Here is a 23615-nt window from a genome sequence, read left to right as displayed (position 1 = left end):
TTGTTCGGCGGGAGTCTCGTTTCCTTTAGCTGGATAAAGGGGGGAATCTCCCCCGAAATCGGGCCGTGGCCAGCCGGCGATCAGGCGGGGTTGCCTTCGGGGAACTGGTCGTCCAGTTCGTCTTCCGGCGGCTTCCAGCCCGGCTTCTTGTGCGGGTCGAGTTCGTCCGGCACCGGCGGGTTCGGCACGGCCTGCGGCGAGGCGCCCTGCCCCTTCAGCGCAGCCTTCAGCTGGTACACGTACGCCAGCACCTGCGCCACGGCGCCGAACAGCGCGCCGGGGATCTCACGGTCCAGCTCGGCGTGGGCGTACAGGGCCCGGGCCAGCGCCGGCGCCTGCAGCACGGGCACCTTGTTGTCCTTGGCGATGTCGCGGATCTTGAACGCCAGCAGGTCCAGGCCCTTCGCCACCACGCGCGGCGCGCCGAACTTGGTTTCGTCGTAGACGATCGCGACCGCATAGTGGGTCGGGTTCATCACGACCAGGTCGGCCTTGGGCACCGCCTGCAGCATGCGACGCTTGACCAGCTCCCGGCCCTTGGCGCGCATCTTGTGCTTCATCTCGAGGTTGCCCTCGGCTTCCTTCATCTCGTTCTTGGCTTCCTCGCGGGACATCTTCAGCCGCTTGAGGTACTGGAAGCGCTGCAGCGGCACGTCGATGGCGGCGAACAGCGCCAGGCACAACCCCAGCATCATCAGCCCGCCCATCAGCTGCTTGCCCGCGAAGGCCAGCGCCGACGGCAGCGGCACGGACATGATCCCGATGAAGCCGGCCATGCGATCCTTCAGCGCCATCGCGCCGACGATGCCCAGTACCAGCGACAGCGCCACGGCCTTCAGCGCCGTGGTGAGGTTCTGCATCTGGAACAGCTTGCCGATGCCGGTGATCGGGTTGAGGTTGGAGAACTTCGGCGCCAGCGGCTTCATCGTGAAGTTCCATCCGCCCGAGGCGATGTGCGCTGCGATCGCGGCCATCGCCAGGATGATCAGCGCCGGCAGGCCCAGCATGAACCCCTGCCAGGTCAGCGTCGACAGGCGCTCGGTCATCATGCCGGCGGTGCGCAGCTGTTCGGCATCGAAACGCAGCGCGCCTTCCAGCATGCGCTGCAGGGTGTCCACCGCGTACGGCGTAGACGTCGCGAACAACGCGCCGCCCGTGGCCATCACCGCGAAATGCGGCAGGTCACGGGAGCGCGGTACTTGCCCTTCCTTGCGAGACCTTTCGATCTTTTTCTGCGAGGCGGGTAAGTTGCGGTCTTGTGCGTCTGAATCGGCCATGTGGGGTCACGGCCCTATGCCGTGGCCCCGCCATTGTTCGGCCGGAGAGGGTTTCGCCTTGGCCGGATAAGGAGGAGAAAACCGGCGACTTCCAGTCGCATACCTGCCACTGAGACCCTTTTCCTTGAGGAGTCTGCCGATGAATCCGGTCGCCGTGCCCACTGCCTGGGGCCCCCAGAGCGCAATCTATGGAGATCCTGCGGAAGACGACCCTTCGCGCCGCAAGCTCGAAGCGTGGGGCGCCGCGCCGGGAGCCCAGTACGAGCAGCGCGCCTTGGCTGTGTCACTCATCCTGAATTCGCACAGCGATCAATTGAACCTTTCTCACTTGGGCCTGACGGAAATCCCACCCCTTCCGTCCAATCGGTCATGGCGCCGCGTGGATCTGCGAGGCAATCCATTGGGGCCTCTCCCTGCCTGGGCCGACGCAATGACACAGAGCGGCAAGATCCTGTGCGACGCGCCGCGACCCGCTGCTTCCTCCGGCCGGCGCCCCGATGTGCGGCGCGCAGCAACACTTTTCGCATCAACTAAGACGCCTCCACACGTCCTGGCCTTACTCCGTCGTGCGGCGCTCCATCAGCCCCATCTGCAAGCGGATGAAATCGCCGCCATAGCTGCCGCGTCCCCTCTGACGCATTGCCGTGCAGCCAACTGGGCGCGGCGCCATGCGGTCCCCCTGCGCGCGCTCATGGCCGTTTGCCCAAGAACGCTTCAGGATTCAGGGGCCTCCTACGCGCGCCGTTTGCACCTTCTGGATAGGACCCTGGATTCGACGTCGCTGGCCGCGATGGCCCGGTGCCAGACCTCCCACATCCCACCCGTGTTGCGCCGCTTGCAACAAGAGGGGCGGAGGCGCTAGACAACGCCAAATGAAAAAACCCGCGCCAGGGCGCGGGTTTCGATGCGGCTAGGCCGGCTCCGGGAGATCAGAAGCCCAGCGAGGCCAGCAGGTCGTCCACTTCGGACTGGTTGGCCACGACGTCGGCGCGGCCTTCCGGGTTCACGACCGGACCTTGCAGGATGCTCGGATCGACCTTTTCGCGCTGTTCCGGCGGGACCACCGAAACAAGCAGCTTCACCAGCGAATCTTCCAGATCGTTGGCCAGCGTCACGACCTTGGCAACCACCTGACCGGTCAGGTCATGGAAGTCCTGCGACAGCATGATGTCGGTCAGGTGCGTGTCGATCTTCGTGGTCGAAGACTCGACCTCCTTGACGAAGTTCAACACCGCGCCCGACGCCACCGCGCGAACCGGGTCCGCGGTGATCGCCTGGGCCATCGCATTGGCGGCCTCGGTGATCTTGGCGTGCTCGGCCTTGGCCTGGTCAACCGAGTTCAGCACCTTGTTGGCGGCATCGGCGGTCTTGTTGGCGATGTAGGTCAGGCGGCTGCGCGCGTCCGGCAGTCCGTCGGTCGCAACCTGCAGCTTGGGCATCACGCCCAGTTGCTGCATCGTGTCGTGCAGCACGCGGGTGATCGTGCCGATCTGTTGGAACACCTCGGGCGAGACCGTCAGCGGCTCGTTGGATTGCGAGGTCAGTTTGGCCAGCTCTTCCATCTGCATGGTGGGACTCCCAGCGTCAGGCCGCAGCGGCCAGCTTCTGCATGATCTTCAGGACCTTTTCCTCCAGCGTGGCCTTCGTGAATGGCTTCACGATGTAGCCCGCCGCACCGCTTTGCGCGGCCAGGACGATGTCTTCCTTGCGGGCTTCCGCCGTCACCATCAGCACCGGCAGGTGCTTCAGCGTGGCGTCTTCCTTGATCGCCTTGAGCAGCTCGAAGCCGTTCATGTTGGGCATGTTGATGTCGCTGACGACGAAATCGTATTTCGCCTGTTTCAGCATGCTCAATGCCTCGACGCCGTCTTCCGCCTCTTCGGCGTTGTTGTAGCCGATCTCCTTCAACAGACCGCGCACGATCCGGCGCATGGTCGAGAAGTCGTCGACGATCAAGAATTTCATGTCAGTGCTCATGGCGTTCCTCTGAGGGGACTGGAAGGCGTTGTTCGATTCGGAACGTTATCGGCTCGCGGACGCGGCACTTGAGACCTGCGGCGCGCTGGCCGCAGGATCTGAAGTTTCCTCGTCCTCGTCGGGCAGGTTCTTCAGCACCGCATCTTCGGCATCGCGATTCATCACGATGATGCTGATGCGGCGATTGACTTGGGCTTTGGGGTCTTTCGTGTCGAGCAGTTTGCTCGACGCCAACCCCTGCACGCGAAGGACCCGGGCATCCGGCAAACCGCCCGCCACCAGCTCGCGCCGCGAGGCATTGGCTCGGTCCGCCGACAGTTCCCAGTTGCTGTATCCGCGCTCTCCCGCAGAAAACGGCTGTGCGTCCGTATGACCTTCCAGCGTCAGCCGGTTGGGCACTTCCGACAACACGTTGCCGAGTTCCTGCAGCAACTCGCGCATATACGGCTTCACCATCGCGCTGCCGCTATCAAACATCGGACGATTATTCTCGTCCACGATTTGGATACGCAAGCCCTCGCGTGTCATATCGAGTCGGATTTGTCCACCTAATGCGGCAATTTTGGGGTTGTCCGCAATGATTTTTTCGACCTTGTCCTTCAATTGCTGCAGGCGGACGCGCTCCGCGCGGCGCTGCTCTTCCTTGAGCGCCTTCAGATTGATGGTTTTGCGAGGGGATTGAACGTCGCCGGCCTTGACCTGGCCGGTCTGGCGCGTCAGGTCCTGACCGCCGCCCTTGATGATGTGCGACGCGTCGCCCGAACCCGATCCGCCGAACATCGCCACCTTCAGCGGCGAGGCGAAATAGTCCGCGATGCCCTTCTTGTCGCCCTCGGTCGTCGAGCCGAGCAGCCACATCAGCAGGAAGAACGCCATCATCGCCGTCACGAAGTCGGCGTACGCGATCTTCCACGCGCCGCCGTGGGCGGCATGGCCGCCCTTCTTGACGCGCTTGATGATGATGGGCTGGAGTTTCTTGGCGTCACCGGCCATGGTGATTCACTCCGTTCACTTCTTCTTCACGTGGCCTTCGAGCTCGGCGAAGGTCGGGCGTTCCGTCGAGTACAGCACCTTGCGTCCGAATTCGATCGCCACCTGCGGCGCGTAGCCCTGCATCGAGGCCAGCAACGTGGTCTTGATGCACTGGAGTTCCTTGCCGGCCTCGTCGACCTTGGCTTCGAGCGCGCCGGCCAGCGGCTCGGCGAAAGCGTAGGCCAGCAGAATGCCCAGGAACGTGCCGACCAGCGCCGAGCCGATCATCCCGCCCAGCACCGCCGGCGGCTGACCGACCGAGCCCATGGTGTTCACCACGCCCAGCACCGCAGCCACGATGCCGAAGGCCGGCAGGCCGCCCGCCAGTCGCTGCAGCGCGATCACGGCGAGGAAGGCCTCGTGGTGGTGGGTGTCGATCTCGGCGTCCATCAGGGACTCGATCTCGTGCGCGTTCAGGTTGCCGGACACCATCATCCGCAGGTAGTCGGTGATGAACTCGGTGACATGGTGGTCGTTGCCCACCGTCGGGTATTTCTGGAACAGCGGCGAGCTGTGCGGATCCTCGACGTCCTTTTCGATGGACATCAGGCCTTCCTTGCGGGCCTTCTGCAGGATGTCGTACAGCAGCGCCAGCAGCTCCATGTAGCGGGCCTTGGTGTACTTGCTGCCCTTGAAGCAGTCGCCCAGGCCCTTCATGGTGGCCTTCATGACCTTGGGCGGGTTCGTGGCGAGCATGCCGCCGATCGCCGCGCCGAAGATGGTGGTCATCTCGAACGGCAGCGCGTGCAGCACCACGCTGATGTTGCCTCCGTGCGCGATGAACACGCCGAAGATGCAGGCCAGGGCCAGCAGCCAACCGATGATGACAAACATGAAATGGGTTCCTCAGGCCTTGAGTTCGCGCACCCGGTAGACATACAGCTGATGCCGGGTGCCGGTGTCCAACTGCGCGAAGACGGGTTCTCCCGGCAGCGGAAAGTCCAGACTGACCAGCCAGCTGCCCGGTCTCATCTCGCTGCGCGCCTTGTCCAACGCGCGCGGCATCGATTCGGGCCGCTGGAACAGGTAGACCAGGTCCGTCTCGCGCCACGACTGGGCCCACAGGTCGCCGCGGGCGATGTCGGCCCAGGGGCAACGCAGGCGGGCCAGCAGCCACAGGAAGCCACTGTATTCAATGCCCGCGAACCGCACGCCCGGATAAGCGCGGCGAAGGGCCACCAATCCGTCGCCTAGACCGCAGCCGGCGTCGAGTACGCGGGCGCCGTCGTGCAGCCTCACGCGCTCGGGGAGCTCGCGCAGCGCCTCGTGGGGAGTCGGGAACAGCGGGGCGTCGCTCCATCCGCGGCGGGGATAGGCCAGCACCAGCACGGCCAGCGGAATCAGCCAGATCCAGGCCGGCAGGTCGGTGCCGGTGAACAGCAAGGCCATCGGGAATCCGGCGGCCACGATCATGCGGCGCCAGGTCTGGCGGTGGAGCCCGGCCAGGATCAACCCCAGCCCGGAAGCTACGATCGCTGCGGGCCAGTCGGGGCCGAATAGGCGCCAGACGGCGAAACAGGCACCCCAGCTGAGCAGTGCCAGGGTCGGCCAGCGCAGCGCGGAGGGGGCGTCCCCCGAAGCGGTATGAGGTAGTCGGGCGGCCATGACGGCGCCCTCAATGCATCTGGATGCCGCCGGCTGCCTTGCCCTTGCCGGCGCGGGCCGGAGGGTTGCACAGGCCGCAGACGTAGTGCTTGGCGACCTCGTGCGGGTGGGTCACGAAGTGGCCGCCGCACTTGCTGCACTTGGTCATCGTCAGCATCCCGTTGTCCACGAACTTCACCAGGCGCCACGCGCGGGTCACCGACAGCAGTTGCTCCAGGTTCTGGGCCGCGGTCTGTTCCTGGTACAGCTGGTAGGCCTTGATGACGACATCGATCTCGTCCATCTCGGCGACCTTGTTCAGGTACTCGTGGATGTTGAGGAACAGGCTGGCATGGATGTTGGGCTGCCAGGTCATGAACCAGTCCGTCGAGAACGGCAGCTGCCCCTTGCTGGGGCTCTTGCCCGAGACTTCCTTGTAGAGGCGCAGCAGACGCTCGTAGCTCAGGTCCGTTTCCGACTCCAGCACCTGCAGACGGGCGCCCAGGTGGATCAGCGTCACGGCGCGATCGATCTGCTTGGCTTCGGTCAGGATGGACTTGGTGCGCATGTCGGTGTCTCCGGCTTCAGTTGAGCGTCGATTCAGCTTCAGTCGACGCGAGTGGCGTCGATAAGACTCAGGCGGCTTCCTGATGGCGGCCGGCCATCAGGATGGAGGCATGCAGGCGCGACACGCTGTCGTTGGCGGCCGGCTTGCCGTGCGAGGTCAGCAGGCCCCACACCAGATCGTCGTCCATGCGGAAGCGGCACAGCAGCGTGTTGCCAGAGGCGATCTTCAGCATCTGGGCGGCGCTCAGCGTGGTCAGCAGCGTCGCGGTGTCTTCAGAGATGCCCAGACGATACAACGCCTGCTCGCGGTCGGCACGGATCAGGCTCTGGGCCAGCATCAGGTACGACAGGTTGGCTTCGCGGATCTCGGCGAGGATTTGGTCGGCGTTCATCGTTCGGCTCCTGGGGTGTTGGGTGCTGATGTCGTTTCGTTTCAGCGTGAGACGAACTGTAGAGATGCCGACACGCAAGCAACATCAGGTCGCTTCCATCTCCAGGTTAGGGAGCGCGCCGACGCGCTTGTCAGCCTAATTCCTACAAGATGCCAGATCAGCGCCATCCCGGCGCTGCTTTTTGAGGGATCACCGCGCCTCGCGCAGGGCCCTCGCCTCCTCGTGACGCCCGGTGGCGCCCAGCACCAGCGCCAGGTTGTGGGCGGCCAGATGGCTCCCGCGCCCCTCGACGGCGCCCGGTTGCTCCGGTCGCTCGCCGATTTCCAGGCAACGACGCCAGGCGTCCTCGATCATCGGAATCAAGGCGTCCGCTTGCTGCGGCTCATCCGCCGCCCAATCCAACAGGAGATCGCCCAGCGCAAAGAAGAAGTCCGGCGACTCCGCACATCTTTGCAATTGCGTTTCTGCGAAGACCATGCCGTCGGCATGGCGCTTGAGCGACTTGAACCCGAAGAGTCGTCTCGCGACGAGGTCGTTCCACCATGCGGGCGTCAGGGGCAACGAGGTCAAGCGATCGGAGGCATTCGCGAACGCTGCTTCGGCATCCGCGAAGCGCTCATAGACCGAGAAATCCTTACCGAGCTGGTACCATAGATACGGATTGGCAGGATCGTCATCGATGGCGGCCCGCAGCAATCGCTCGTTGCGCCCCTGCTTCACGTGAAGCCGCTCCGGCTGGTATCCGTCGTGGCCGACCTGGACATCCAGCGCCCGGAGGGGCAGGTCGTGGACAGGCTGTTCGTGAATGCGCCCGGCATAACGGACGTGTCCTGGCAGCACTCGGCTGAGGCGCGATTGCGCAGTGCCGCCGTCGAAGTGGTCTTGGAGCGCGATGGTGCCCACGAACTCGGGAGAGGTGGTGCGCAGCGCTGCAAGCGCCGCCCCACCACCGCCCTCCCCGATCAGCCATTCGTCGGCGTCGAGCACGACGTGCCAGTCGGCGCTGGCGGCGTCGAGCGCGGCATTGCGCGCGGCGGCGAAATCATCGATCCAGGGAAAGTGGGCGATCCGGGCGCCCGCGGCTTCTGACAGATGGACGGTGTCGTCGGCAGAACCGGTGTCCATCACCAGCATGTCGTCCACGAAAGGACGAACGCTGGTCAACAACCGGGTGATCGTCGCCGCCTCATTGCGGGCGATGACGACCAGACAGCTGCGCCAGCGTGTGAGCATTCGACAGGCGTGTCCGGGAGCGATGCGCTCAGTGCATCTGGATGCCGCCGGCGGCCTTGCCCTTGCCGGCGCGCGCCGGCGGGTTGCACAGGCCGCAGACGTAGTGCTTGGCGACCTCGTGCGGGTGGGTCACGAAGTGGCCGCCGCACTTGCTGCACTTGGTCATCGTCAGCATCCCGTTGTCCACGAACTTCACCAGGCGCCACGCGCGGGTCACCGACAGCAGTTGCTCCAGGTTCTGGGCCGCCGTCTGTTCCTGGTACAGCTGGTAAGCCTTGATGACGACGTCGATCTCGTCCATCTCGGCGACCTTGTTCAGGTACTCGTGGATATTGAGGAACAGGCTGGCATGGATGTTGGGCTGCCAGGTCATGAACCAGTCCGTCGAGAACGGCAGTTGGCCCTTGCTGGGGCTCTTGCCCGAGACTTCCTTGTACAGGCGCAGCAAACGCTCGTAGCTCAGGTCGGTTTCCGATTCCAGCACTTGCAGGCGCGCGCCCAGCTTGATCAGCGTCACCGCGCGATCGATCTGCTTGGCTTCGGTCAGGATGGACTTGGTGCGCATGGGGTGCTCCGGTTGTTTTCGGATGTTCTCGGGCGGCAATTTCTCTGCCTGGGGCAGTTGCCTGGATCTGCTGGATCAGGCCGCGGCTTCCTGGTGGCGGCCGGCCATCAGGATGGAAGCATGCAGGCGCGACACGCTGTCATTCGCAGCCGGCTTGCCGTGCGAAGTCAGCAGGCCCCACACCAGGTCGTCGTCCATGCGGAAGCGGCACAGCAGCGTGTTGCCGGAAGCCATCTTCATCATCTGAGCCGGGCTCAGCGTATTCAGCAGCGTCGCGGTCTCTTCCGAGATGCCCAGGCGATACAGCGCTTGTTCGCGGTCGGCACGGATCAGGCTTTGAGCCAGCATCACGTACGACAGGTTGGCTTCGCGGATCTCGGCAAGGATCTGGTCGCTGTTCATCTGGTGGCTCCTGGTGGGTTGCGTTGCTGCGATGGAATGAATTCTGAAGAAACACTCGTTCACGCAACATCAGGTGGACACCAGATACAGGCTAGGGAGCGGGACGACCGCCTTGTCAGCCTGATTCCTACACGCTGACAGGCTCCAATGAGAAAACCGCCGATCGAGGCCCGTGGTTGCGGGCTCGGCGGCGGTTTTTCAGGGAGACAGCCTGTCAGGCTGTCTCGCGGCCGGCGGATCGCCGGTCGATCAGGCAGCTTGCAGGCGTAGCAATTCGGAGTCAACGATCGCCATCAATTCCGGCGAATCGCGACGCAGCATCTCAAGAGCCTGGCCTTGATTGAGGGTGGTCAACACTTCGATCGCGGCCTTCACCTCGCCCAGACCCGACAGCGCGAAGCCCAGGGTGTAGAGGGACGGCGCGTGTTGCGGCGACAGCTCGACCGCGCGGTGCGCATACAGCGCCGCATCGCTCAGTTGGCCCGCGGCCAGCAGCAGCGCGCCGACATCGGACAGCAGGTCGACGCTCATCGGCGCCATTTCCAGCGCGTTGTAGAGCAGCGCAACGCCGTCGCCGATGCGACCCTGCGCGGCCTGCGCATAGGCGGCGTTGCGCGCCTGGGCCAGCAGGAGGCGGGCCTCGCTGGATCCCGGACGGATCGTGCCGTGAATTTGTTGCTCGATCGACGCATCGATCATCGACACGGCGGACCGTGCCTCGGTTTGCGCTTGCAGTGGCATAGACCTCTCCATGGTCGTTGGGACTCGTCGATCGAGTCCGGTCTCAGGCCGAGACCGGTCCCGGCGAAGGTGGCGGATGAGGCGATCCCGCGTGTCAGCATCGCCAGGAAGCACTTTAGGGTGAGCCCCCCGTGATCGAGCACACGAAAAGCGCCGGCATTCCCCCTCAATCCCGCCGCGTTCAGGCCGTAGATACCCCCATGTCCGTCGCCAGACCGACACCTGGGCACCGGTCCGGGTCGAAGTCAAACGACAAACAACGCGTTGCAAGACCCGCTTATCGACAGATCACAAGTCTTGACAAATTGCCCTCAAGTTCTATGTCGAGGGTCCCGATAACCAACTCAACGGGGCTGCTGAACGCAGCGACAAGCCAGCAAAGACAAGCAGTCTTGCTAGCAGGTCGAAGCAGACAGGCGGCACGTGGTCCGGTTAGAAGGCCTGACGTTCTTGGCTTCCGATGAGGGGTGGGACGGCAACGGTTGACTAGCGTCGGACTGGGACCGAACCGGGAAATGGCCCGGGCGGTTCAGCAGGAGCATCCGAGATCCTCGGCCGGTTCGCCTCACGGCGGGCTGGAGGATCGGAGGACTCAGGCGCTCATGTGTGGTTCGGCGCTTTTGCCGGTATTTACGTATAGCTGTTAGGAGCAATCATGGCCCAGATCATCAACACCAACCTGCTGTCGCAAAACGCTCAGCGCAACACCTCCACCAGCCAATCGTCGCTGGCGATCTCGATGCAGCGCCTGTCCTCGGGTCTGCGCGTGAACTCCGCCAAGGACGACGCCGCCGGCCTGGCCATCGCCGACCGCATGAACTCGCAAGTCCGAGGCATGAACGTTGCTCAGCGCAATGCCAACGACGGCATCTCGCTGTCGCAGACGGCTGAAGGCGCGCTGTCCAAGGTGGGCGACTCGCTGCAGCGTATGCGTGAACTGGCGGTGCAGGCCCGCAACGCGACCAACACGACGTCCGACCTGGACTCGATCGGTCAGGAATACAGCCAGCTGGGCTCGGAAATCACCCGCGTCCTCGGCGGCACGACCTTCAACGGCCGCGCCATCCTGGCCGGCGACGCAGGCACGCAGACCTTCCAGATCGGTGCCAACACCACGACCAACGACTCCGTCGACGTGGTCACGACCGACATGACCGGCCAAGCCGCGATCACTGACGTCACGGGTGGTGCGATCACCAACGGCTCGTCGACCGACGACCTGAAGACCATCATCGACAACATCGACAAGGCGATCACCTCGGTGTCGACCGAGCGTTCCAAGCTGGGTGCCTCGCAGAACCGCTTCGACGCCATCGTGTCGAACCTGCAGATCTCCGTCGAGAACCAGACCGCTGCCCGCAGCCGGATCATGGACGCCGACTTCGCCTCGGAAACTGCCAACCTGAGCCGTGCGCAGATCCTGCAACAGGCCGGCAACGCGATGATCGCCCAGGCCAACCAGGCTCCCCAGCAAGTGCTGGCCCTGCTGCGCTAATAGAAGAAGGAAGAGGCAACCGTCGACGTCCCGACGTCCGCGGTTGCCAGGATCCTCGAAGGGGACGTGGTCCCCTTCTCTTTCCCCATCACGCCCGAGTGGTGGTGAAAGAGAAGTCAACGAGCGAGGGTGGGGTCGGAATGGGGCTTGGGGTTCGCGGACGCGAGGCCCCATGCCCCGTGGAGAGCCCGCGCTTGGCCTGACGAAGGCTTGCGTCTTTCATTGCCTCCAAGCCGCCTACAGAAGCAGCGCGAAAAGGGCTGGTAAGGCCTCCGCAGGGGCGCAGCAAGTGCTCGCCCAAAGTGGCTCCCCGCCACTACTTCACGCCCGCCATGGGGCGTTACAAGCTTTCTTTCCAAGAAGGCCTCAAGTCCATTCCTGCGCGGCCCGATAACTGCATCAACGGGTCCGCAATTCAACAGCAAGGACCACGTGGTCCGGCTCAGTCGGACGATTATTCAACCGTCCGCCGAGACCGCCAAAAGGTCTTTGAAACTTGAAGGAATGAATCATGGCTCAGATCATCAACACCAACCTGCAATCGCTCAACGCTCAGCGCAACCTCTCGTCCTCGCAGTCATCGCTGTCGGTGTCGATGCAGCGCCTGTCCTCCGGACTGCGCGTCAACTCGGCCAAGGATGATGCCGCCGGCCTGGCGATCGCCGAGCGCATGAATGCCCAAGTCCGCGGCATGAACGTCGCGATGCGCAACGCCAACGACGGCATCTCCCTGGCGCAGACGGCTGAAGGCGCGTTGTCCAAGGTGGGTGATTCGCTGCAACGCATGCGTGAACTGGCGGTCCAGGCCCGCAACGCGACGAACACGACGTCCGACCTCGACTCGATCGGCAAGGAATACGCGCAGCTGGGCCAGGAAATCGGTCGCGTCATCGGCGGCACCACCTTCAACGGCAAGTCCATCCTGGGCGACGACGCCGGCACGCAGACCTTCCAGATCGGCGCCAACACCAGCGCCAACGACTCGGTCGACGTGATCACCAACAACATGACCAACGACGCGACGATCACCGCCGTCACCGGTGGCACGATCGACAACGCCTCGACGCCCGACTCGCTCAAGACCGTCATCGACAACATCGACGCGGCCATCACCACGGTCAGCGGCCAGCGCGCCATCCTGGGCGCTTCGCAGAACCGCTTCGACGCGATCATCTCCAACCTGTCGGTCTCGGTGGAGAACCAGACCGCCGCCCGCAGCCGCATCATGGATGCCGATTTCGCCGCGGAAACCGCCAACCTGAGCCGCGCGCAGATCCTGCAGCAGGCCGGCAACACGATGGTGGCGCAGGCCAACCAACTCCCGCAGCAGGTGCTCTCGCTGTTGCGCAGCTGATCCCTCTTCCAACGGTTGACTCCTCAAGCACCGGCCTTCGCGCCGGGCCTCCAAAGGCTCCGCATCGCCCCCCAGGGGACCGATGCGGGGCCTTCTTTTATTGGTGTTTAAAGGCCGGTTTTCCGCCCGTTAATCAGCCAATCGGCGTTGGAGCACGTTTCGCACAATGGGAACCATCGAGCAGGCAGTACCGCTCGACCACCGGTCCAACCGGCAGATCCAAACAATGACTGCGATGGCGCAGCGAGGATCCGCAGGTGCGGTCGGGAACCGACCCACCTAACCGGGATCGCAGCCAGGACAGGATCTCCGCAGGAGTGCATCAATGCCACAGACCATCAACACCAATATTGCCTCGCTGAACGCGCAACGCAATCTGAACTCGTCGCAGTCGTCGCTGGCGACTTCGATGCAGCGCCTGTCGTCGGGCCTGCGGGTGAACTCCGCGAAGGACGACGCCGCCGGCCTCGCGATCGCCGAACGCATGAACTCGCAAGCGCGCGGCATGACGGTGGCGATGCGCAATGCCAACGACGGCATTTCGCTGTCGCAGACCGCCGAAGGCGCGCTGGGCAAGGTCGCCGATTCGCTGCAGCGGATGCGCGAACTCGCCATCCAGGCGCGTAACGCGACCAACGCGGACAGCGACAAGGATTCGCTGGACAAGGAATTCGGTGAACTCGCCAAGGAAATCCAGCGCGTCACCGCGGGAACGACCTTCAACGGCAAGTACATTCTCGGTGCCGATGCCGACCTGCCCCAGGTCTTCCAAGTCGGGCCGAACACGACGTCCAACGATGAAATTTCGGTGACCACGCCGAATATGAGTCGCGACCCGTCCATCACGAGCGTGGCCGGTACCGATGCCAACGGCACAGATCGCGCGGTCATCGACCGCACGGCAGACGCCGGCGCGATTGCGACCGTCGTTGCCAACATCGACGCCGCGCTGGATACGGTCAACAGCAACCGCGCGACGCTCGGCGCCACGCAGAACCGCTTCGACGCCGTGATCTCCAACCTGCAGGTGGCGTACGAGAACCAGACCGCCGCCCGCAGCCGGATCATGGACGCCGACTTCGCGGTCGAAACGTCCAACCTGAGCCGCGCGCAGATCCTGCAGCAGGCCGGCAACGCGATGGTCGCCCAGGCGAACCAACTGCCGCAGCAGGTGCTGTCGCTGCTCAAGGGCTGATAGAAAAACGCAATCAATCCCCCGGGTCACCGTCCTAAAGTCGGTGCCAAGGGCGCCGATAAGCAGGACAGGGCCTCACGCGACACACGCGGGGCCCTGTTGCGCTTGGGACTTCCGCGAGGGGAGCCGGGCCACAGTGATCAGGGTCACAGGGAGCAAGAACGATGGCATCCATCACTTCCGCCGGTCTGGGCAGCGGCCTGGACGTCGAGAGCATCGTCACGAAGCTGGTCTCGCTCGAGCAGCAGCCGATCGTCGATCTCCAGAAGCGCACCGACACGATCAAGACGCAGATCTCCGAGTACGGGAAGATCAAGAGCGCCTTCAGCGCAATGCGCGACGCAGCCGCCAAACTGGCCAACCCGTCGACCTGGGCGGCGCTCACCGCCATGTCGTCCGACACCTCGATGGCCACGGTGATCGCGGGCGCCGGTTCGGGCGCGGGCTCGTACGCGCTCAGCGTGACCAATCTGGCCTCGCCGCAATCGCTGTCGAGCAACGCCTTCGCGACCAACGCGACCGTCGGTTCGGGCTCGATGACCATCGAACTGGGCCAGTGGAGCTCGAACAACTCGACTTTCACCGGCAAGAACGGCGCGACGCCGGTGAGCGTCTCCATCTCGGCCACCGACACGCTGTCCAGCATCCGCGACAAGATCAACGGCTCCGGCGCGGGCGTGCTCGCCTCGGTCGTGACCGACGCCAACGGGCAGCGCCTGGTGATCCGCTCCAAGGACACTGGCGAGGCCAACGGCTTTCGCATCACCACCGCCGATGACGACGGCAATGGGTCAGATGCGAGCGGCCTGTCCGCGCTCGCCTACGACCCGACGTCCTCGATCAGGTCGATGACCCAGAACACGGCGGCCATGAACGCCAACCTCACGGTCAACGGCCTGGCGATCAGTTCCGCCTCCAACAACATTGAAGGCGCCGTCGACGGCCTGACCATCAACCTGCTCAAGGGTGGCACCAAGGATCCCGCGAATCCCGACGACCCCACGAAGAACACTCCCATCCAGTCGACCATCACCGTCGGCCAGGACAAGGACAGCGTCAAGAAGGTCATCAACGACTTCGTCACGTCGTACAACAGCCTCATGACCTTGATGCGCAACGACACCAAGTACGACGAAGCCAACAAAACCGCCGGCGCGCTCCAGGGCGACAGCACCGCCGTGGGCCTGCAAAGCCAGCTGCGCAACATCACGGCGTCCGGCAGCACGCTGGGCGGCCAGTTCGGACGGCTATCGGACATCGGCATCGACGTCGCCGCCGACGGCACGATGAAGGTCACCGACACCAAGTTGACCAGCGCACTCGGCAACATGAGCGACTTGAAGAACCTGTTCATGGGCGTCGACACGAACGATGCGAACAACAACGGCCTCGCCACACGCTGGCGTGGCTTTGCCGACCAGGTCACCGGTTTCGACGGCTCGATCACGACCCGGACCACCGGCCTGCAATCGCGCGTGACCGCCAACGGCAAACGCACCGACGAGCTCAACGACCGTTCCGCCGCCTACGAGAAGCGCCTGCGCGCGCAGTACACGGCGCTGGACACGCAGATGGCCAAGCTCAACGACCTGCAGAGTTACGTCAGCAAGATCACCAGCATGATCAGCAGCAGCAGTTGACGCCGCGACCGCGGTCGCGATCGGAACAAGATCGTCGCCACCGCCCTTCTCCGGCGCTTCGAAAAGAGCACCGACAAGCCTCCTCACGGAGGCTTTCCTTTTTCTTCACACGAGCAGAATTTCGAGACAAATTCGACACGGGGGAGGCTCAAGTTGAGCCAGCGGGGGCCGAAAACTGATTCAAGCACTTCAGCACTCCGCAGCAACACATCATGTACGGCAACTCCTCTCCCTTCGCCTCCCACGGTCAACGCGCCAGCAGCATGTACAACCGTGTGGGCGTGGAAACGGACGTGATGACGGCCTCGCCGCATCGTCTGGTGAGCCTGCTGCTGGACGGCGCGTTCGATTCGATGACGCAAGCCATCGGCGCGATCCGCGCCGCCAATGTCGAAGTGAAGAACCGCACCCTGAGCCGCGCGGTCCGTATCCTGGACGAAGGCCTGAAGGCGGCCCTCAACCTGGAATCGGGCGAGCTGGCCCTGGACCTGCGCGACCTGTATGCCTACATCTGCACCCGGCTGACCTACGCCAACCTGCGCAGCGACGACGCGGCGATCGAGGAATGCGTGAAGCTGCTGCAGCCGATCAAGGAAGCCTGGGCCAGCATCGCCCCGGCCACCGCCGACCAACGCGCCGCGGCCTGAGCCCCGGACGCCACCCTTCAGCCTGACGACTTGAGAAGTTCCATGTCCAAGTACACCGCCAAGCCCCAGACCTCCGCCGCCCACGCCGCCCCGACCCCGGATCGCCTCATGAGCACCCAACTGTTGAGCTACTACGAAGCCATCGAACAAGCCAGCGCCGACATGCTGAGCGCCGCCCGTTCGGGCAACTGGGACGAAGTGGTGAAGCTCGAAGGCGCCTGCGTGCTGCTGATCTCGCAGCTCAAGCATGCGGCTTCCAGCCAGAACCTCGGCCCTGACGAAGCGCAGCTGAAAACGCGCATCATGCAGCGCATCCTGGTCAACGACGCGGAGATCCGCCACCTGGCCGAGCCGTGGCTGGAAGACCTGGACCAGCTGATGAAGGGCAAGTCAAAGACGGTCCACTGATCAGCGCACTGATCCATCCCTCGTCCGACCGCCCCGCGGATTCGCGACATCGGTCACGCGACCCGCTTCCGGGTTCACGACAGCGCCGCGACCGGCCCCTTGAACGGATGGGGTTGGCGCGGCGTTTGCCTTGGGGATGCGAGAGAATTTTCCCAACGAATGCTGCCGGATGCTGGCCTTGCGCGACCTGAAGCTATCCCCGAGTCCCCCCGACGCCGCGGACACCGATTTCCGGATGGACGCGCCCGGCGAGATCATGAACTGGCTGCGCGAACTGCTGCAGTCGCAGGCGCGCATCCAGCTCTCGACGCCGGACGGCGAAGCGATCCACACGGTGCTGCGCGCCCTGGACACGCCGCATGGGATGCTGACGATGGAAGCTCCGCAGCTCGGCGACACGCTCGCGCCGGTGCTGGCCAGCGACGAACTCGTGGCGACCGCCTTCCTGGACAAGATCAAGCTGCAGTTCGACGTGTCCGGCCTCGTGGCCATCCGCGGCGACGGCGCGGAGGTGCTGCGCTCGCCGGTCCCGCTGCGCCTGTACCGCTTCCAGCGCCGTCAGGCCTACCGGGTGGCGTCGGCCGGGCAGCTCTACCCGGCGCTGAAGCTGTCCGATCCGGACCTGCCGCGTCTGCGCGTCATGAACGTGAGCGCCGGCGGCGTCGCGCTGCAATGGCCGGCGAACGTGGTCCCGGTCCCGCAAGCGGGTGCGGAGATCAGCGGCACGCTGGAACTGGAACGCGAAGTCAGCTTCACCACGCTGCTGAGGATCCAGCACATGTCGGGCAGCGATCAAGGCGCGCCGCACCATGCCGGCTGCGCGTTCGTCTCGCTGGCGCCCACGGCGGCCCGCGCGCTGCAGATCTTCATCGACCAGGCGCAGAAGCGGGAACGGTTGATGCGGCGAAGCCTCTGAGACCACGTATCGCAGAATGAACAAAGCCGCCCGAGAGGCGGCTTTTTCGTCTGTGATTCGATCTCACACCTGCATGTTCATGATTTCCGAATAGGCGGAGACGAGCCGGTTGCGCACCTGCAGCGTCGCCTGGAAACCGATCTGCGCCTTTTGCATGGCGACCATGGTTTCTTCGAGGCTGACGGTGGGGTTGTCCAGCTGAACCTCCCGCTGCAAACGAGAGGCTTCGTTCTGCTGCGTGCTCACGGACTTCAACGCCGAGCTCATCGCATCCGCGAAGCTCGCACCGCCTGACGCGGCCTTGGCCACCGGCTGACCTTGGGGGGTCAGCCCGGCGCGTGCCACCGCGTTGGCGAAGTCGAAGGGTTTGAGTTTCAGGTCCACGGAACGCATCGTACGGATCCCCGTGGTGCCCATAGCTCCGAACTGGGGGGCCTTCTTCGGCCTGTTCCCACCATTCTTGAGGGCGTGCGTCGAAATAATCCAGTCCTGTGTCGAGGCGTCCGCCTGGGCACTCCGTTCGACACCAGCCGTACACGCACATCCCATGGACAACGCCCTGAGCAGCCCCGCCGCCGGACTCCCCGAGGTGCAACAGACCGCCAAACCGGCCGGCCTGCCCGCACGCCTCGCGGCCATGCCTGCGAAGAGCAAGATGATGCTGGGCGGCGGCGTGGCCGCGCTGCTGGCGGTCATCGTGGCGATGTCTATGATGACCGCCAAGCCGGACTACCGCCCGCTGTTCTCCGGCCTGTCCGACAAGGACGGCGGCGCCGTCATCGCGCAGCTGTCGCAGATGAACGTCCCCTACCGCAACGACCCGGGCGGCGTCATCATGGTGCCCGCCAACCAGGTCTACGACCTGCGCATGAAGCTGGCGTCGGCCGGCCTGCCCAAGGGCGGCGTCGTCGGTTTCGAGCTGATGGACAAGCAGTCCATCGGCCAGACCGCCTTCAACGAGCGGCTGAACTTCCAGCGCGCGCTCGAAGGCGAGCTCACCCGCACCATCACTGCCATGGCTGACGTCGCCGACGCGCGCGTCCACCTGGCCATGCCGCAGCAGAACGGCTTCTTCCGCGAACAGCAGAAGCCCAGCGCCTCCGTCATGCTGACGCTGCGCGGCGGTCGCACGCTGGACCGCGCGCAGATCGCCGGCATCGTGCATCTGGTGTCCTCGTCGGTGCCGGAACTGAACCCCAAGGCCGTCAGCGTGCTTGACAGCACCGGCGCCCTGCTCTCCCAGAACCCGGACGGCAACGCCATCGGTCTGGACAGTCAGCAGCTGCAGTACAAGCAGCAGATCGAAGCCAATCTGAACAAGCGGGTGGCGGAACTGCTGGAGCCGGTGGTCGGCCGCGACAACCTGCGCTCGACGGTCACTGCCGACGTCGACTTCAACCAGGTCGAATCCACCGCCGAGGAATACAAGCCCAACCAGGGCCCGAACACGCAGAGCAGCGTGCGCCGCCTCACCTCCGAGGAGCAATCCGGCGGCAGCGCCGGCGTGCCCACCGGCGTTCCCGGCGCAACCACCAACCAGGTCCCGCCGCAGGCTGCCGCGCCGATCAACGGCCAGGCCCAGCAGCTGCAGCCGGCCGGCCAATCCGGCGGCACGCAGAACCTGCGCCGCAACAACGACACACAGTTCGAACTCGACCGCACCGTGCGCGTCACGCGCAACGCGATCGGCCAGATCCGTCGCCTGAACGCCGCCGTCGTGGTCAACCAGAAGACCGTCACCGACAAGAACGGCAAGACCTCCAGCCAGCCGCTGTCCGAGAACGAGCTCCAGAAGCTGGACTCGCTGGTCAAGGAAGCGCTGGGCTTCTCGCAGGAACGCGGCGATTCGATCAAGGTCATCAGCACCCCGTTCGTGTCGGACAAGATCGAGAACGCCGACGTGCCGCTGTGGCAGCAACCGTGGCTGCGCGACGTCGCCCGCGACTTCGCCGTGCCCGCCGCCCTGGTGCTGGTCGCGCTGATCGCCGTGTTCGGGCTGGTTCGCCCTGCTCTCAAGGCGGCTTTCCCGCCGCCGGCCGAACAGAAGGACGACACTGCCAGCAGCAATGCCCTCAGCGTGGTCGAGGACGAACAGCTGGCGCTCGGCGGCCCGCGCGGTCCCGGCGGCCTGCCGGCCCTGGAAGCGCCGATCTCCAACGACAAGCTGGAACGCGCCCGCCTGCTGGCCAAGGAGAACCCGATCGCCGTGGCCAACATCATGCGCGCCTGGGTCAACGGCGAGGAGCTGGAAACGGCCGCTCCCGCCGGCGGCCGCCGCTGAGCCCCGCCGATCAGGCACGAGCACCCGGACCGATAGCGAGACACGCGAGACACCACCATGGACGACAAAGGCGTAGAAGACGCAGCCATCCTGCTGATGTCGCTGGGCGAGGAGGAAGCCTCCGAGGTGTTCAAGCACCTCGCGCCCAAGGAAGTGCAGAAGCTCGGCGAGACCATCGCCAAGATGAAGGTCGTGCCGCGCGAGCGCGTCGAGCGCGTGCTGGACAAGTTCGACCTGGTCGCCGAGACCCAGAGCACCCTGGTCAGCGACACCGACGAGTACGTCCGCTCGGTGCTGCGCAAGGCGCTGGGCGAGGACAAGGCCAATCTGCTGCTGGACCGGATCCTGCAGGGCTCGGACGTGTCCTCGATCGAATCGCTGAAGTGGATGGACCCGGGCTCGGTCGCGGAACTGCTGCGCAACGAACACCCGCAGATCGTCGCCGCCATCCTGTCGCACCTGGACTTCGACCAGAGCAGTTCGGTGCTGCGCGTCTTCACCGAGCGCCAGCGCAATGAGGTGCTGATCCGCATCGCCACGCTGGACGGCATCCAGCCGATGGCACTGAAGGACCTCAACGAGGTCATGGGCCAGATCCTGGCCGGCGGCGAGCGCATGAAGAAATCCAACCTCGGCGGCGTCAAGACGGCGGCCGAGATCATCAACATGATGGGTACCAGCGTCGAGGCGTCGGTGCTGGACTACATCCGTGAGGCCGACTCCGACCTGGCACAGAAGATCATGGACAACATGTTCACGTTCGACGACGTGGACAAGATCGACGACCGCGGCATCCAGGCCATCCTCAAGGAAGTGCAGTCGGAATCGCTCATCGTCGCGCTCAAGGGGGCGGGTCCGGAGCTGCGCGAGAAAATCTTCCGCAACATGTCCTCCCGCGCGGCCGAGACGCTGCGCGAGGACCTGGATTCGCGCGGCCCGGTCCGCCTGTCCGAGGTCGAGGCCGAGCAGAAGGAAATCCTCAAGGTCGTCCGTCGCCTCGTCGACGAAGGCCAGATCGTGCTCGCCGGCGGCGGCGACGACCAGTTCCTGTAATACGCTGGTCGACCTTTCCGCCGACGGACACCCGCAACGATGGTCACCCGCCCTCCCCGCCAAGTTCCGCCCCCGCCGCGCGCCGACGGCGATCAGCAGCGCGGCAGCACCTATGGCCGCATCATTCCGCGCGAGGAGCTGTCAGGCTTCGCCGCGTGGAATCCTGGCGCGCTCGACGGCGGCGCCGCGCCGCGCCGCCCTGCCGTCACCGCGCCTGCCCCGGTCGAACCGCCGCCCCCGCCGCCCCCGCCCGGCCCCAGCATCGAAGAACTGGTGCACCAGGCCCGGCAGGCCGGCTACCAGGACGGCTACCGCGACGGCATGGCCGCGCTGGATGCCTTCAAGCAGAGCTTTGCCAAGCAGATCAGCGCCCAGGTGGGCCAGTTGGTCGCGAGCTTCGATCAGGATCTCTCCGCGATGGAGCAGGACATGGCCGAGGCGCTGGCCCGCACCGCCGTCGAACTGGCCCGCCAGGTCGTCCGCAATGAGCTGGAGACTGCGCCCGAACTCGTCTCCAGGGTGGCGCACGACGCCGTCGAGGCGCTGCTGATCAACGCCCGTCACGTGCGCGTACGCGTGCACCCCGACGACCTCCCGCTGGTGCTGGACGGCGCCGGCCAGGAACTGCGCGCCCGCGAGGCCCAGGTCATTCCGGATCCCTCGATCGCCCGCGGCGGCGTCAAGGTCGACGCCGACATCTGCAGCGTCGACGCCTCGCTGCCGGCTCGCTGGCAATCGGCCGTCGGCGCGCTCGGACAGAGTTCCGTCTGGGAGGACCGGCGCAGCGCGTCCGATGTGGCGCGGGATTCGCGCCTGGACTTCCGCACCGACCCCACGCCCAGCCAGTACGGCGGCCTGCCGCACGGCGCCAATCAGGGTCATCCTGAGGACCGCGACTCATGAGCGCGCGCACCGACCGCTGGCGCCAGTACTTCGACGACCTGCAGGCCTTCGCCGGCAACGCGCCGCCGATCGAGCCTCAGGGCAAGCTGGTGCGCGTCGCCGGCCTGGTGCTGGAAGCCACCGGCGTGAAGGTGCCGGTCGGGTCGGTCTGCGAGATCCACATGCCCTCCACTGCCGCGTCGCCCCGTCGCGGGCAGCGGCCGGTCACGGCGGAGGTCGTCGGTTTCTCCGGCGACCGCGCCTACCTGATGCCGACCGATGAGATCCAGGGCCTGGCCAGCGGCGCGATGGTGCTGCCGCGCCCCGCCGCGCTGCACGGCCCCGCGCTGGGCGAGGAGCGCCACCCCTGGCGCCGCGACGAAGACCGCGGCCTGCATCTGCCGATGGGCGACGGCCTGCTGGGTCGCGTGGTCGATCCGCAAGGCCATCCGATCGATCGCCGCGGACCGCTGGCCGACATCCGCGACGAACCCATGGTCCGCCGCCCGATCAACGCCATGGACCGCGACCCGGTCCGCCGCCCGCTGGACACCGGCGTTCGCGCCATCAATTCGCTGCTGACCGTCGGCCGCGGCCAACGCCTGGGCCTGTTCGCCGGCACTGGCGTCGGCAAGTCGGTGCTGCTGGGCATGATGGCCCGCTACACCCAGGCGGACGTCATCGTCGTCGGCCTGATCGGCGAACGCGGCCGCGAAGTGAAGGAATTCATCGAGGACATCCTCGGCGAGGAAGGCCTGCGCCGCAGCGTCGTCGTCGCCGCGCCGGCCGACGCGCCGCCGCTGCTGCGCATGCAGGGCGCCACCTACGCCACCGCGATCGCCGAGCATTTCCGCGACCGCGGCCAGCACGTGCTGCTGCTGATGGATTCGCTCACCCGCTACGCGATGGCGCAGCGCGAGATCGCCCTCGCAATCGGCGAACCGCCGGCGACCAAAGGCTATCCGCCTTCCTGTTTCGCGAAGCTTCCGCAACTGGTGGAGCGCAGCGGCAACGGTCTGGCCGGCGAGGGCTCGATCACCGCCTTCTATACCGTGCTGTCCGAAGGCGACGACCAGCAAGATCCGATCGCGGATGCCGCCCGAGGCATCCTGGACGGCCACATCGTGCTCAGCCGCGAACTGGCGGAGAGTGGGCACTACCCTGCCATCGACGTCGAACGGTCCATCTCGCGCGTCATGACGAGCGTCGCCGACAAGCGCCACGTCGAACTGGCGCGCCGCTTCCGTCAGCTGCTCGCGAAGTACAACAAGGCGCGCGACCTGATCCAGCTGGGCGCCTATCAGCCCGGCCACGATCCCGAGTTGGACATGGCGGTACGCCTGCACGGCGACATGGACCGGTTGCTCCAACAAGACATGCATTCCCCCGCTTCTTTGAACGATTGCCTTCATCAGTTGACCGCCACACTTAACTTTGCGTGATAGCTGCCGACATCCGTAAAGCGAGGTCATCGACATGAGTAGTTCCAATCTGCAGGCCCTGAACGTTCTTCTCGAACGCGCGGAGGCCGAGCGCGATGAAGCGCTGCGTCATCTGCAGGACGCGCAGTCGCGTGCGAACGCGGCGCGCAATCAGCATGACCAGTTGTCGCAGTACCGCACGGACTACCGCACCCGCTGGTCGCAGGAATTCGCCCAACGGACGACCGTGCAGCTGCTGGGCTGCTATCAGAACTTCGGCCAGCGCCTGGATCAGGCGATCGGTCAGCAAGGCGGCATCGCCGACTACGCCGACCAGCGCCTGTCCGCCGCCCGCGACCTGGTGCGCGAACGCGAACTGCGCGTCGCCTCGGTGCGCAAGCTGATCGAACGCCGCCGCGCCGAAACGTTGCGCAGCCAGATGCGCCAGGAACAGCGCGCCACCGATGAACAGGCCGCCCGCGCCGCCTCGCGCGGCGGCAACCCGATGTCCCGGCTGGTCGCCTGATCGCGGCCCGGTCCACCCGGAACCTCC

Annotated in this window: 25 protein-coding genes; 12 read left to right on the top strand and 13 right to left on the bottom strand. The window is 65.3% G+C overall.

All coding sequences use genetic code 11. From position 1 onward, the window contains the following. Nucleotides 1-80 precede the first annotated feature (80 nt). The 12 genes from PV762_RS01165 to PV762_RS01110 form a co-directional block, all read right to left on the bottom strand. Nucleotides 81-1277 (bottom strand): EscU/YscU/HrcU family type III secretion system export apparatus switch protein, encoded by a 1197-nt coding sequence (locus PV762_RS01165; RefSeq protein WP_421033192.1) that lies wholly within the window; start codon nucleotides 1275-1277, stop codon nucleotides 81-83. Nucleotides 1278-2206: 929 nt separating this feature from the next. Next, entirely contained in the window at nucleotides 2207-2845 is a 639-nt protein-coding gene (locus tag PV762_RS01160; protein WP_421033191.1) for a protein phosphatase CheZ, read from the bottom strand. A gap of 16 nt (nucleotides 2846-2861) precedes the next feature. Further along, on the bottom strand, nucleotides 2862-3254 hold the full coding sequence (gene cheY / locus PV762_RS01155) for a chemotaxis response regulator CheY (protein ID WP_067276146.1): 393 nt from the start codon (nucleotides 3252-3254) through the stop codon (nucleotides 2862-2864). A gap of 45 nt (nucleotides 3255-3299) precedes the next feature. Continuing rightward, nucleotides 3300-4247: a flagellar motor protein MotB gene (gene motB, locus PV762_RS01150; protein ID WP_421033190.1), complete on the bottom strand. Its 948-nt coding sequence runs from the start codon at nucleotides 4245-4247 to the stop codon at nucleotides 3300-3302. 15 nt (nucleotides 4248-4262) lie between these two features. Beyond that, the gene (gene motA, locus PV762_RS01145; RefSeq protein WP_088403404.1) at nucleotides 4263-5120 is read right to left on the bottom strand and encodes a flagellar motor stator protein MotA; all 858 of its coding nucleotides are present in this window, start codon (nucleotides 5118-5120) and stop codon (nucleotides 4263-4265) included. Between the two features lie 12 nt (nucleotides 5121-5132). Then, a complete protein-coding gene (locus PV762_RS01140; protein ID WP_421033189.1) occupies nucleotides 5133-5891 on the bottom strand; it encodes a class I SAM-dependent methyltransferase in 759 nt (252 codons plus the stop codon). A gap of 10 nt (nucleotides 5892-5901) precedes the next feature. Further along, complete coding sequence (gene flhC / locus PV762_RS01135; RefSeq protein ID WP_067276156.1) at nucleotides 5902-6438, bottom strand: flagellar transcriptional regulator FlhC; 537 nt, start codon at nucleotides 6436-6438, stop codon at nucleotides 5902-5904. Between the two features lie 67 nt (nucleotides 6439-6505). Next, complete coding sequence (flhD, locus tag PV762_RS01130) at nucleotides 6506-6829, bottom strand: flagellar transcriptional regulator FlhD (protein WP_421033188.1); 324 nt, start codon at nucleotides 6827-6829, stop codon at nucleotides 6506-6508. 189 nt (nucleotides 6830-7018) lie between these two features. After that, nucleotides 7019-8062 (bottom strand): glycosyltransferase, encoded by a 1044-nt coding sequence (locus PV762_RS01125; protein ID WP_421033187.1) that lies wholly within the window; start codon nucleotides 8060-8062, stop codon nucleotides 7019-7021. A gap of 28 nt (nucleotides 8063-8090) precedes the next feature. Further along, entirely contained in the window at nucleotides 8091-8627 is a 537-nt protein-coding gene (gene flhC, locus PV762_RS01120) for a flagellar transcriptional regulator FlhC (protein WP_088403400.1), read from the bottom strand. A gap of 75 nt (nucleotides 8628-8702) precedes the next feature. Continuing rightward, the gene (gene flhD / locus PV762_RS01115) at nucleotides 8703-9029 is read right to left on the bottom strand and encodes a flagellar transcriptional regulator FlhD (RefSeq protein WP_421033186.1); all 327 of its coding nucleotides are present in this window, start codon (nucleotides 9027-9029) and stop codon (nucleotides 8703-8705) included. A gap of 249 nt (nucleotides 9030-9278) precedes the next feature. Continuing rightward, a complete protein-coding gene (locus PV762_RS01110) occupies nucleotides 9279-9770 on the bottom strand; it encodes a tetratricopeptide repeat protein (RefSeq protein ID WP_421033185.1) in 492 nt (163 codons plus the stop codon). A 655-nt stretch (nucleotides 9771-10425) separates the two neighbouring features. Between PV762_RS01110 and PV762_RS01105 the strand changes: the two genes are divergently transcribed. From PV762_RS01105 to PV762_RS01075, 7 genes are all read left to right on the top strand, one after another. After that, nucleotides 10426-11265, top strand: a complete 840-nt coding sequence (locus PV762_RS01105) for a flagellin (RefSeq protein ID WP_421033184.1) — start codon at nucleotides 10426-10428, stop codon at nucleotides 11263-11265. A 511-nt stretch (nucleotides 11266-11776) separates the two neighbouring features. Continuing rightward, entirely contained in the window at nucleotides 11777-12619 is an 843-nt protein-coding gene (locus PV762_RS01100; protein WP_421033183.1) for a flagellin, read from the top strand. 325 nt (nucleotides 12620-12944) lie between these two features. After that, entirely contained in the window at nucleotides 12945-13814 is an 870-nt protein-coding gene (locus tag PV762_RS01095) for a flagellin (protein ID WP_421033182.1), read from the top strand. 164 nt (nucleotides 13815-13978) lie between these two features. Further along, the gene (fliD, locus tag PV762_RS01090) at nucleotides 13979-15454 is read left to right on the top strand and encodes a flagellar filament capping protein FliD (protein WP_421033181.1); all 1476 of its coding nucleotides are present in this window, start codon (nucleotides 13979-13981) and stop codon (nucleotides 15452-15454) included. Between the two features lie 212 nt (nucleotides 15455-15666). After that, nucleotides 15667-16101 (top strand): flagellar export chaperone FliS, encoded by a 435-nt coding sequence (gene fliS / locus PV762_RS01085; protein WP_421033180.1) that lies wholly within the window; start codon nucleotides 15667-15669, stop codon nucleotides 16099-16101. Nucleotides 16102-16209: 108 nt separating this feature from the next. Beyond that, nucleotides 16210-16509 carry a flagellar protein FliT gene (locus PV762_RS01080; RefSeq protein WP_067282807.1) on the top strand — a complete coding sequence of 100 codons (300 nt, stop codon included), beginning with the start codon at nucleotides 16210-16212 and terminating at the stop codon, nucleotides 16507-16509. Nucleotides 16510-16678: 169 nt separating this feature from the next. After that, the gene (locus tag PV762_RS01075) at nucleotides 16679-17425 is read left to right on the top strand and encodes a flagellar brake protein (protein ID WP_421033179.1); all 747 of its coding nucleotides are present in this window, start codon (nucleotides 16679-16681) and stop codon (nucleotides 17423-17425) included. A gap of 63 nt (nucleotides 17426-17488) precedes the next feature. Here PV762_RS01075 and fliE read toward each other — a convergent pair whose 3' ends face one another. Continuing rightward, on the bottom strand, nucleotides 17489-17809 hold the full coding sequence (gene fliE, locus PV762_RS01070; protein ID WP_231993099.1) for a flagellar hook-basal body complex protein FliE: 321 nt from the start codon (nucleotides 17807-17809) through the stop codon (nucleotides 17489-17491). A gap of 163 nt (nucleotides 17810-17972) precedes the next feature. Here fliE and fliF point away from each other — a divergent pair, with 163 nt between their 5' ends. Genes fliF through fliJ form a run of 5 tightly spaced genes read left to right on the top strand, consistent with a single transcriptional unit; the run spans nucleotide 17973 to nucleotide 23588 of the window. After that, nucleotides 17973-19706, top strand: coding sequence for a flagellar basal-body MS-ring/collar protein FliF (gene fliF, locus PV762_RS01065; RefSeq protein WP_421033178.1), 1734 nt, complete (start codon nucleotides 17973-17975; stop codon nucleotides 19704-19706). Between the two features lie 57 nt (nucleotides 19707-19763). Continuing rightward, nucleotides 19764-20759: a flagellar motor switch protein FliG gene (fliG, locus tag PV762_RS01060; protein ID WP_088403390.1), complete on the top strand. Its 996-nt coding sequence runs from the start codon at nucleotides 19764-19766 to the stop codon at nucleotides 20757-20759. Nucleotides 20760-20798: 39 nt separating this feature from the next. Continuing rightward, nucleotides 20799-21662 (top strand): FliH/SctL family protein, encoded by an 864-nt coding sequence (locus tag PV762_RS01055; protein ID WP_421033177.1) that lies wholly within the window; start codon nucleotides 20799-20801, stop codon nucleotides 21660-21662. Beyond that, entirely contained in the window at nucleotides 21659-23083 is a 1425-nt protein-coding gene (gene fliI, locus PV762_RS01050; protein ID WP_421033176.1) for a flagellar protein export ATPase FliI, read from the top strand. The genes PV762_RS01055 and fliI overlap by 4 nt, the downstream gene beginning before the upstream one ends. A gap of 34 nt (nucleotides 23084-23117) precedes the next feature. Further along, nucleotides 23118-23588: a flagellar export protein FliJ gene (gene fliJ, locus PV762_RS01045; protein ID WP_421033175.1), complete on the top strand. Its 471-nt coding sequence runs from the start codon at nucleotides 23118-23120 to the stop codon at nucleotides 23586-23588. Nucleotides 23589-23615: the final 27 nt, after the last annotated feature.

Source organism: Mitsuaria sp. CC2, from assembly GCF_048957715.1.
Lineage (GTDB): Bacteria > Pseudomonadota > Gammaproteobacteria > Burkholderiales > Burkholderiaceae_C > Roseateles.
This window is presented reverse-complemented; position numbering and strand designations above follow the sequence as displayed.

Bases quoted from the DNA above. Each gene is read 5' to 3' on its own strand.
- fliG (WP_088403390.1), top strand. From the start codon at position 19,764: ATGGACGACAAAGGCGTAGAAGACGCAGCCATCCTGCTGATGTCGCTG.
- PV762_RS01055 (WP_421033177.1), top strand. From the start codon at position 20,799: ATGGTCACCCGCCCTCCCCGCCAAGTTCCGCCCCCGCCGCGCGCCGAC.
- PV762_RS01100 (WP_421033183.1), top strand. From the start codon at position 11,777: ATGGCTCAGATCATCAACACCAACCTGCAATCGCTCAACGCTCAGCGC.
- motB (WP_421033190.1), bottom strand. From the start codon at position 4,247: ATGGCCGGTGACGCCAAGAAACTCCAGCCCATCATCATCAAGCGCGTC.
- PV762_RS01110 (WP_421033185.1), bottom strand. From the start codon at position 9,770: ATGCCACTGCAAGCGCAAACCGAGGCACGGTCCGCCGTGTCGATGATC.
- flhD (WP_421033186.1), bottom strand. From the start codon at position 9,029: ATGAACAGCGACCAGATCCTTGCCGAGATCCGCGAAGCCAACCTGTCG.
- PV762_RS01105 (WP_421033184.1), top strand. From the start codon at position 10,426: ATGGCCCAGATCATCAACACCAACCTGCTGTCGCAAAACGCTCAGCGC.
- flhC (WP_088403400.1), bottom strand. From the start codon at position 8,627: ATGCGCACCAAGTCCATCCTGACCGAAGCCAAGCAGATCGATCGCGCG.
- PV762_RS01160 (WP_421033191.1), bottom strand. From the start codon at position 2,845: ATGCAGATGGAAGAGCTGGCCAAACTGACCTCGCAATCCAACGAGCCG.
- motA (WP_088403404.1), bottom strand. From the start codon at position 5,120: ATGTTTGTCATCATCGGTTGGCTGCTGGCCCTGGCCTGCATCTTCGGC.
- PV762_RS01140 (WP_421033189.1), bottom strand. From the start codon at position 5,891: ATGGCCGCCCGACTACCTCATACCGCTTCGGGGGACGCCCCCTCCGCG.
- fliJ (WP_421033175.1), top strand. From the start codon at position 23,118: ATGAGTAGTTCCAATCTGCAGGCCCTGAACGTTCTTCTCGAACGCGCG.
- cheY (WP_067276146.1), bottom strand. From the start codon at position 3,254: ATGAGCACTGACATGAAATTCTTGATCGTCGACGACTTCTCGACCATG.
- PV762_RS01080 (WP_067282807.1), top strand. From the start codon at position 16,210: ATGAGCACCCAACTGTTGAGCTACTACGAAGCCATCGAACAAGCCAGC.
- fliI (WP_421033176.1), top strand. From the start codon at position 21,659: ATGAGCGCGCGCACCGACCGCTGGCGCCAGTACTTCGACGACCTGCAG.
- PV762_RS01075 (WP_421033179.1), top strand. From the start codon at position 16,679: ATGCTGGCCTTGCGCGACCTGAAGCTATCCCCGAGTCCCCCCGACGCC.
- fliF (WP_421033178.1), top strand. From the start codon at position 17,973: ATGGACAACGCCCTGAGCAGCCCCGCCGCCGGACTCCCCGAGGTGCAA.
- fliD (WP_421033181.1), top strand. From the start codon at position 13,979: ATGGCATCCATCACTTCCGCCGGTCTGGGCAGCGGCCTGGACGTCGAG.
- PV762_RS01165 (WP_421033192.1), bottom strand. From the start codon at position 1,277: ATGGCCGATTCAGACGCACAAGACCGCAACTTACCCGCCTCGCAGAAA.
- fliS (WP_421033180.1), top strand. From the start codon at position 15,667: ATGTACGGCAACTCCTCTCCCTTCGCCTCCCACGGTCAACGCGCCAGC.
- flhC (WP_067276156.1), bottom strand. From the start codon at position 6,438: ATGCGCACCAAGTCCATCCTGACCGAAGCCAAGCAGATCGATCGCGCC.
- PV762_RS01125 (WP_421033187.1), bottom strand. From the start codon at position 8,062: ATGCTCACACGCTGGCGCAGCTGTCTGGTCGTCATCGCCCGCAATGAG.
- flhD (WP_421033188.1), bottom strand. From the start codon at position 6,829: ATGAACGCCGACCAAATCCTCGCCGAGATCCGCGAAGCCAACCTGTCG.
- PV762_RS01095 (WP_421033182.1), top strand. From the start codon at position 12,945: ATGCCACAGACCATCAACACCAATATTGCCTCGCTGAACGCGCAACGC.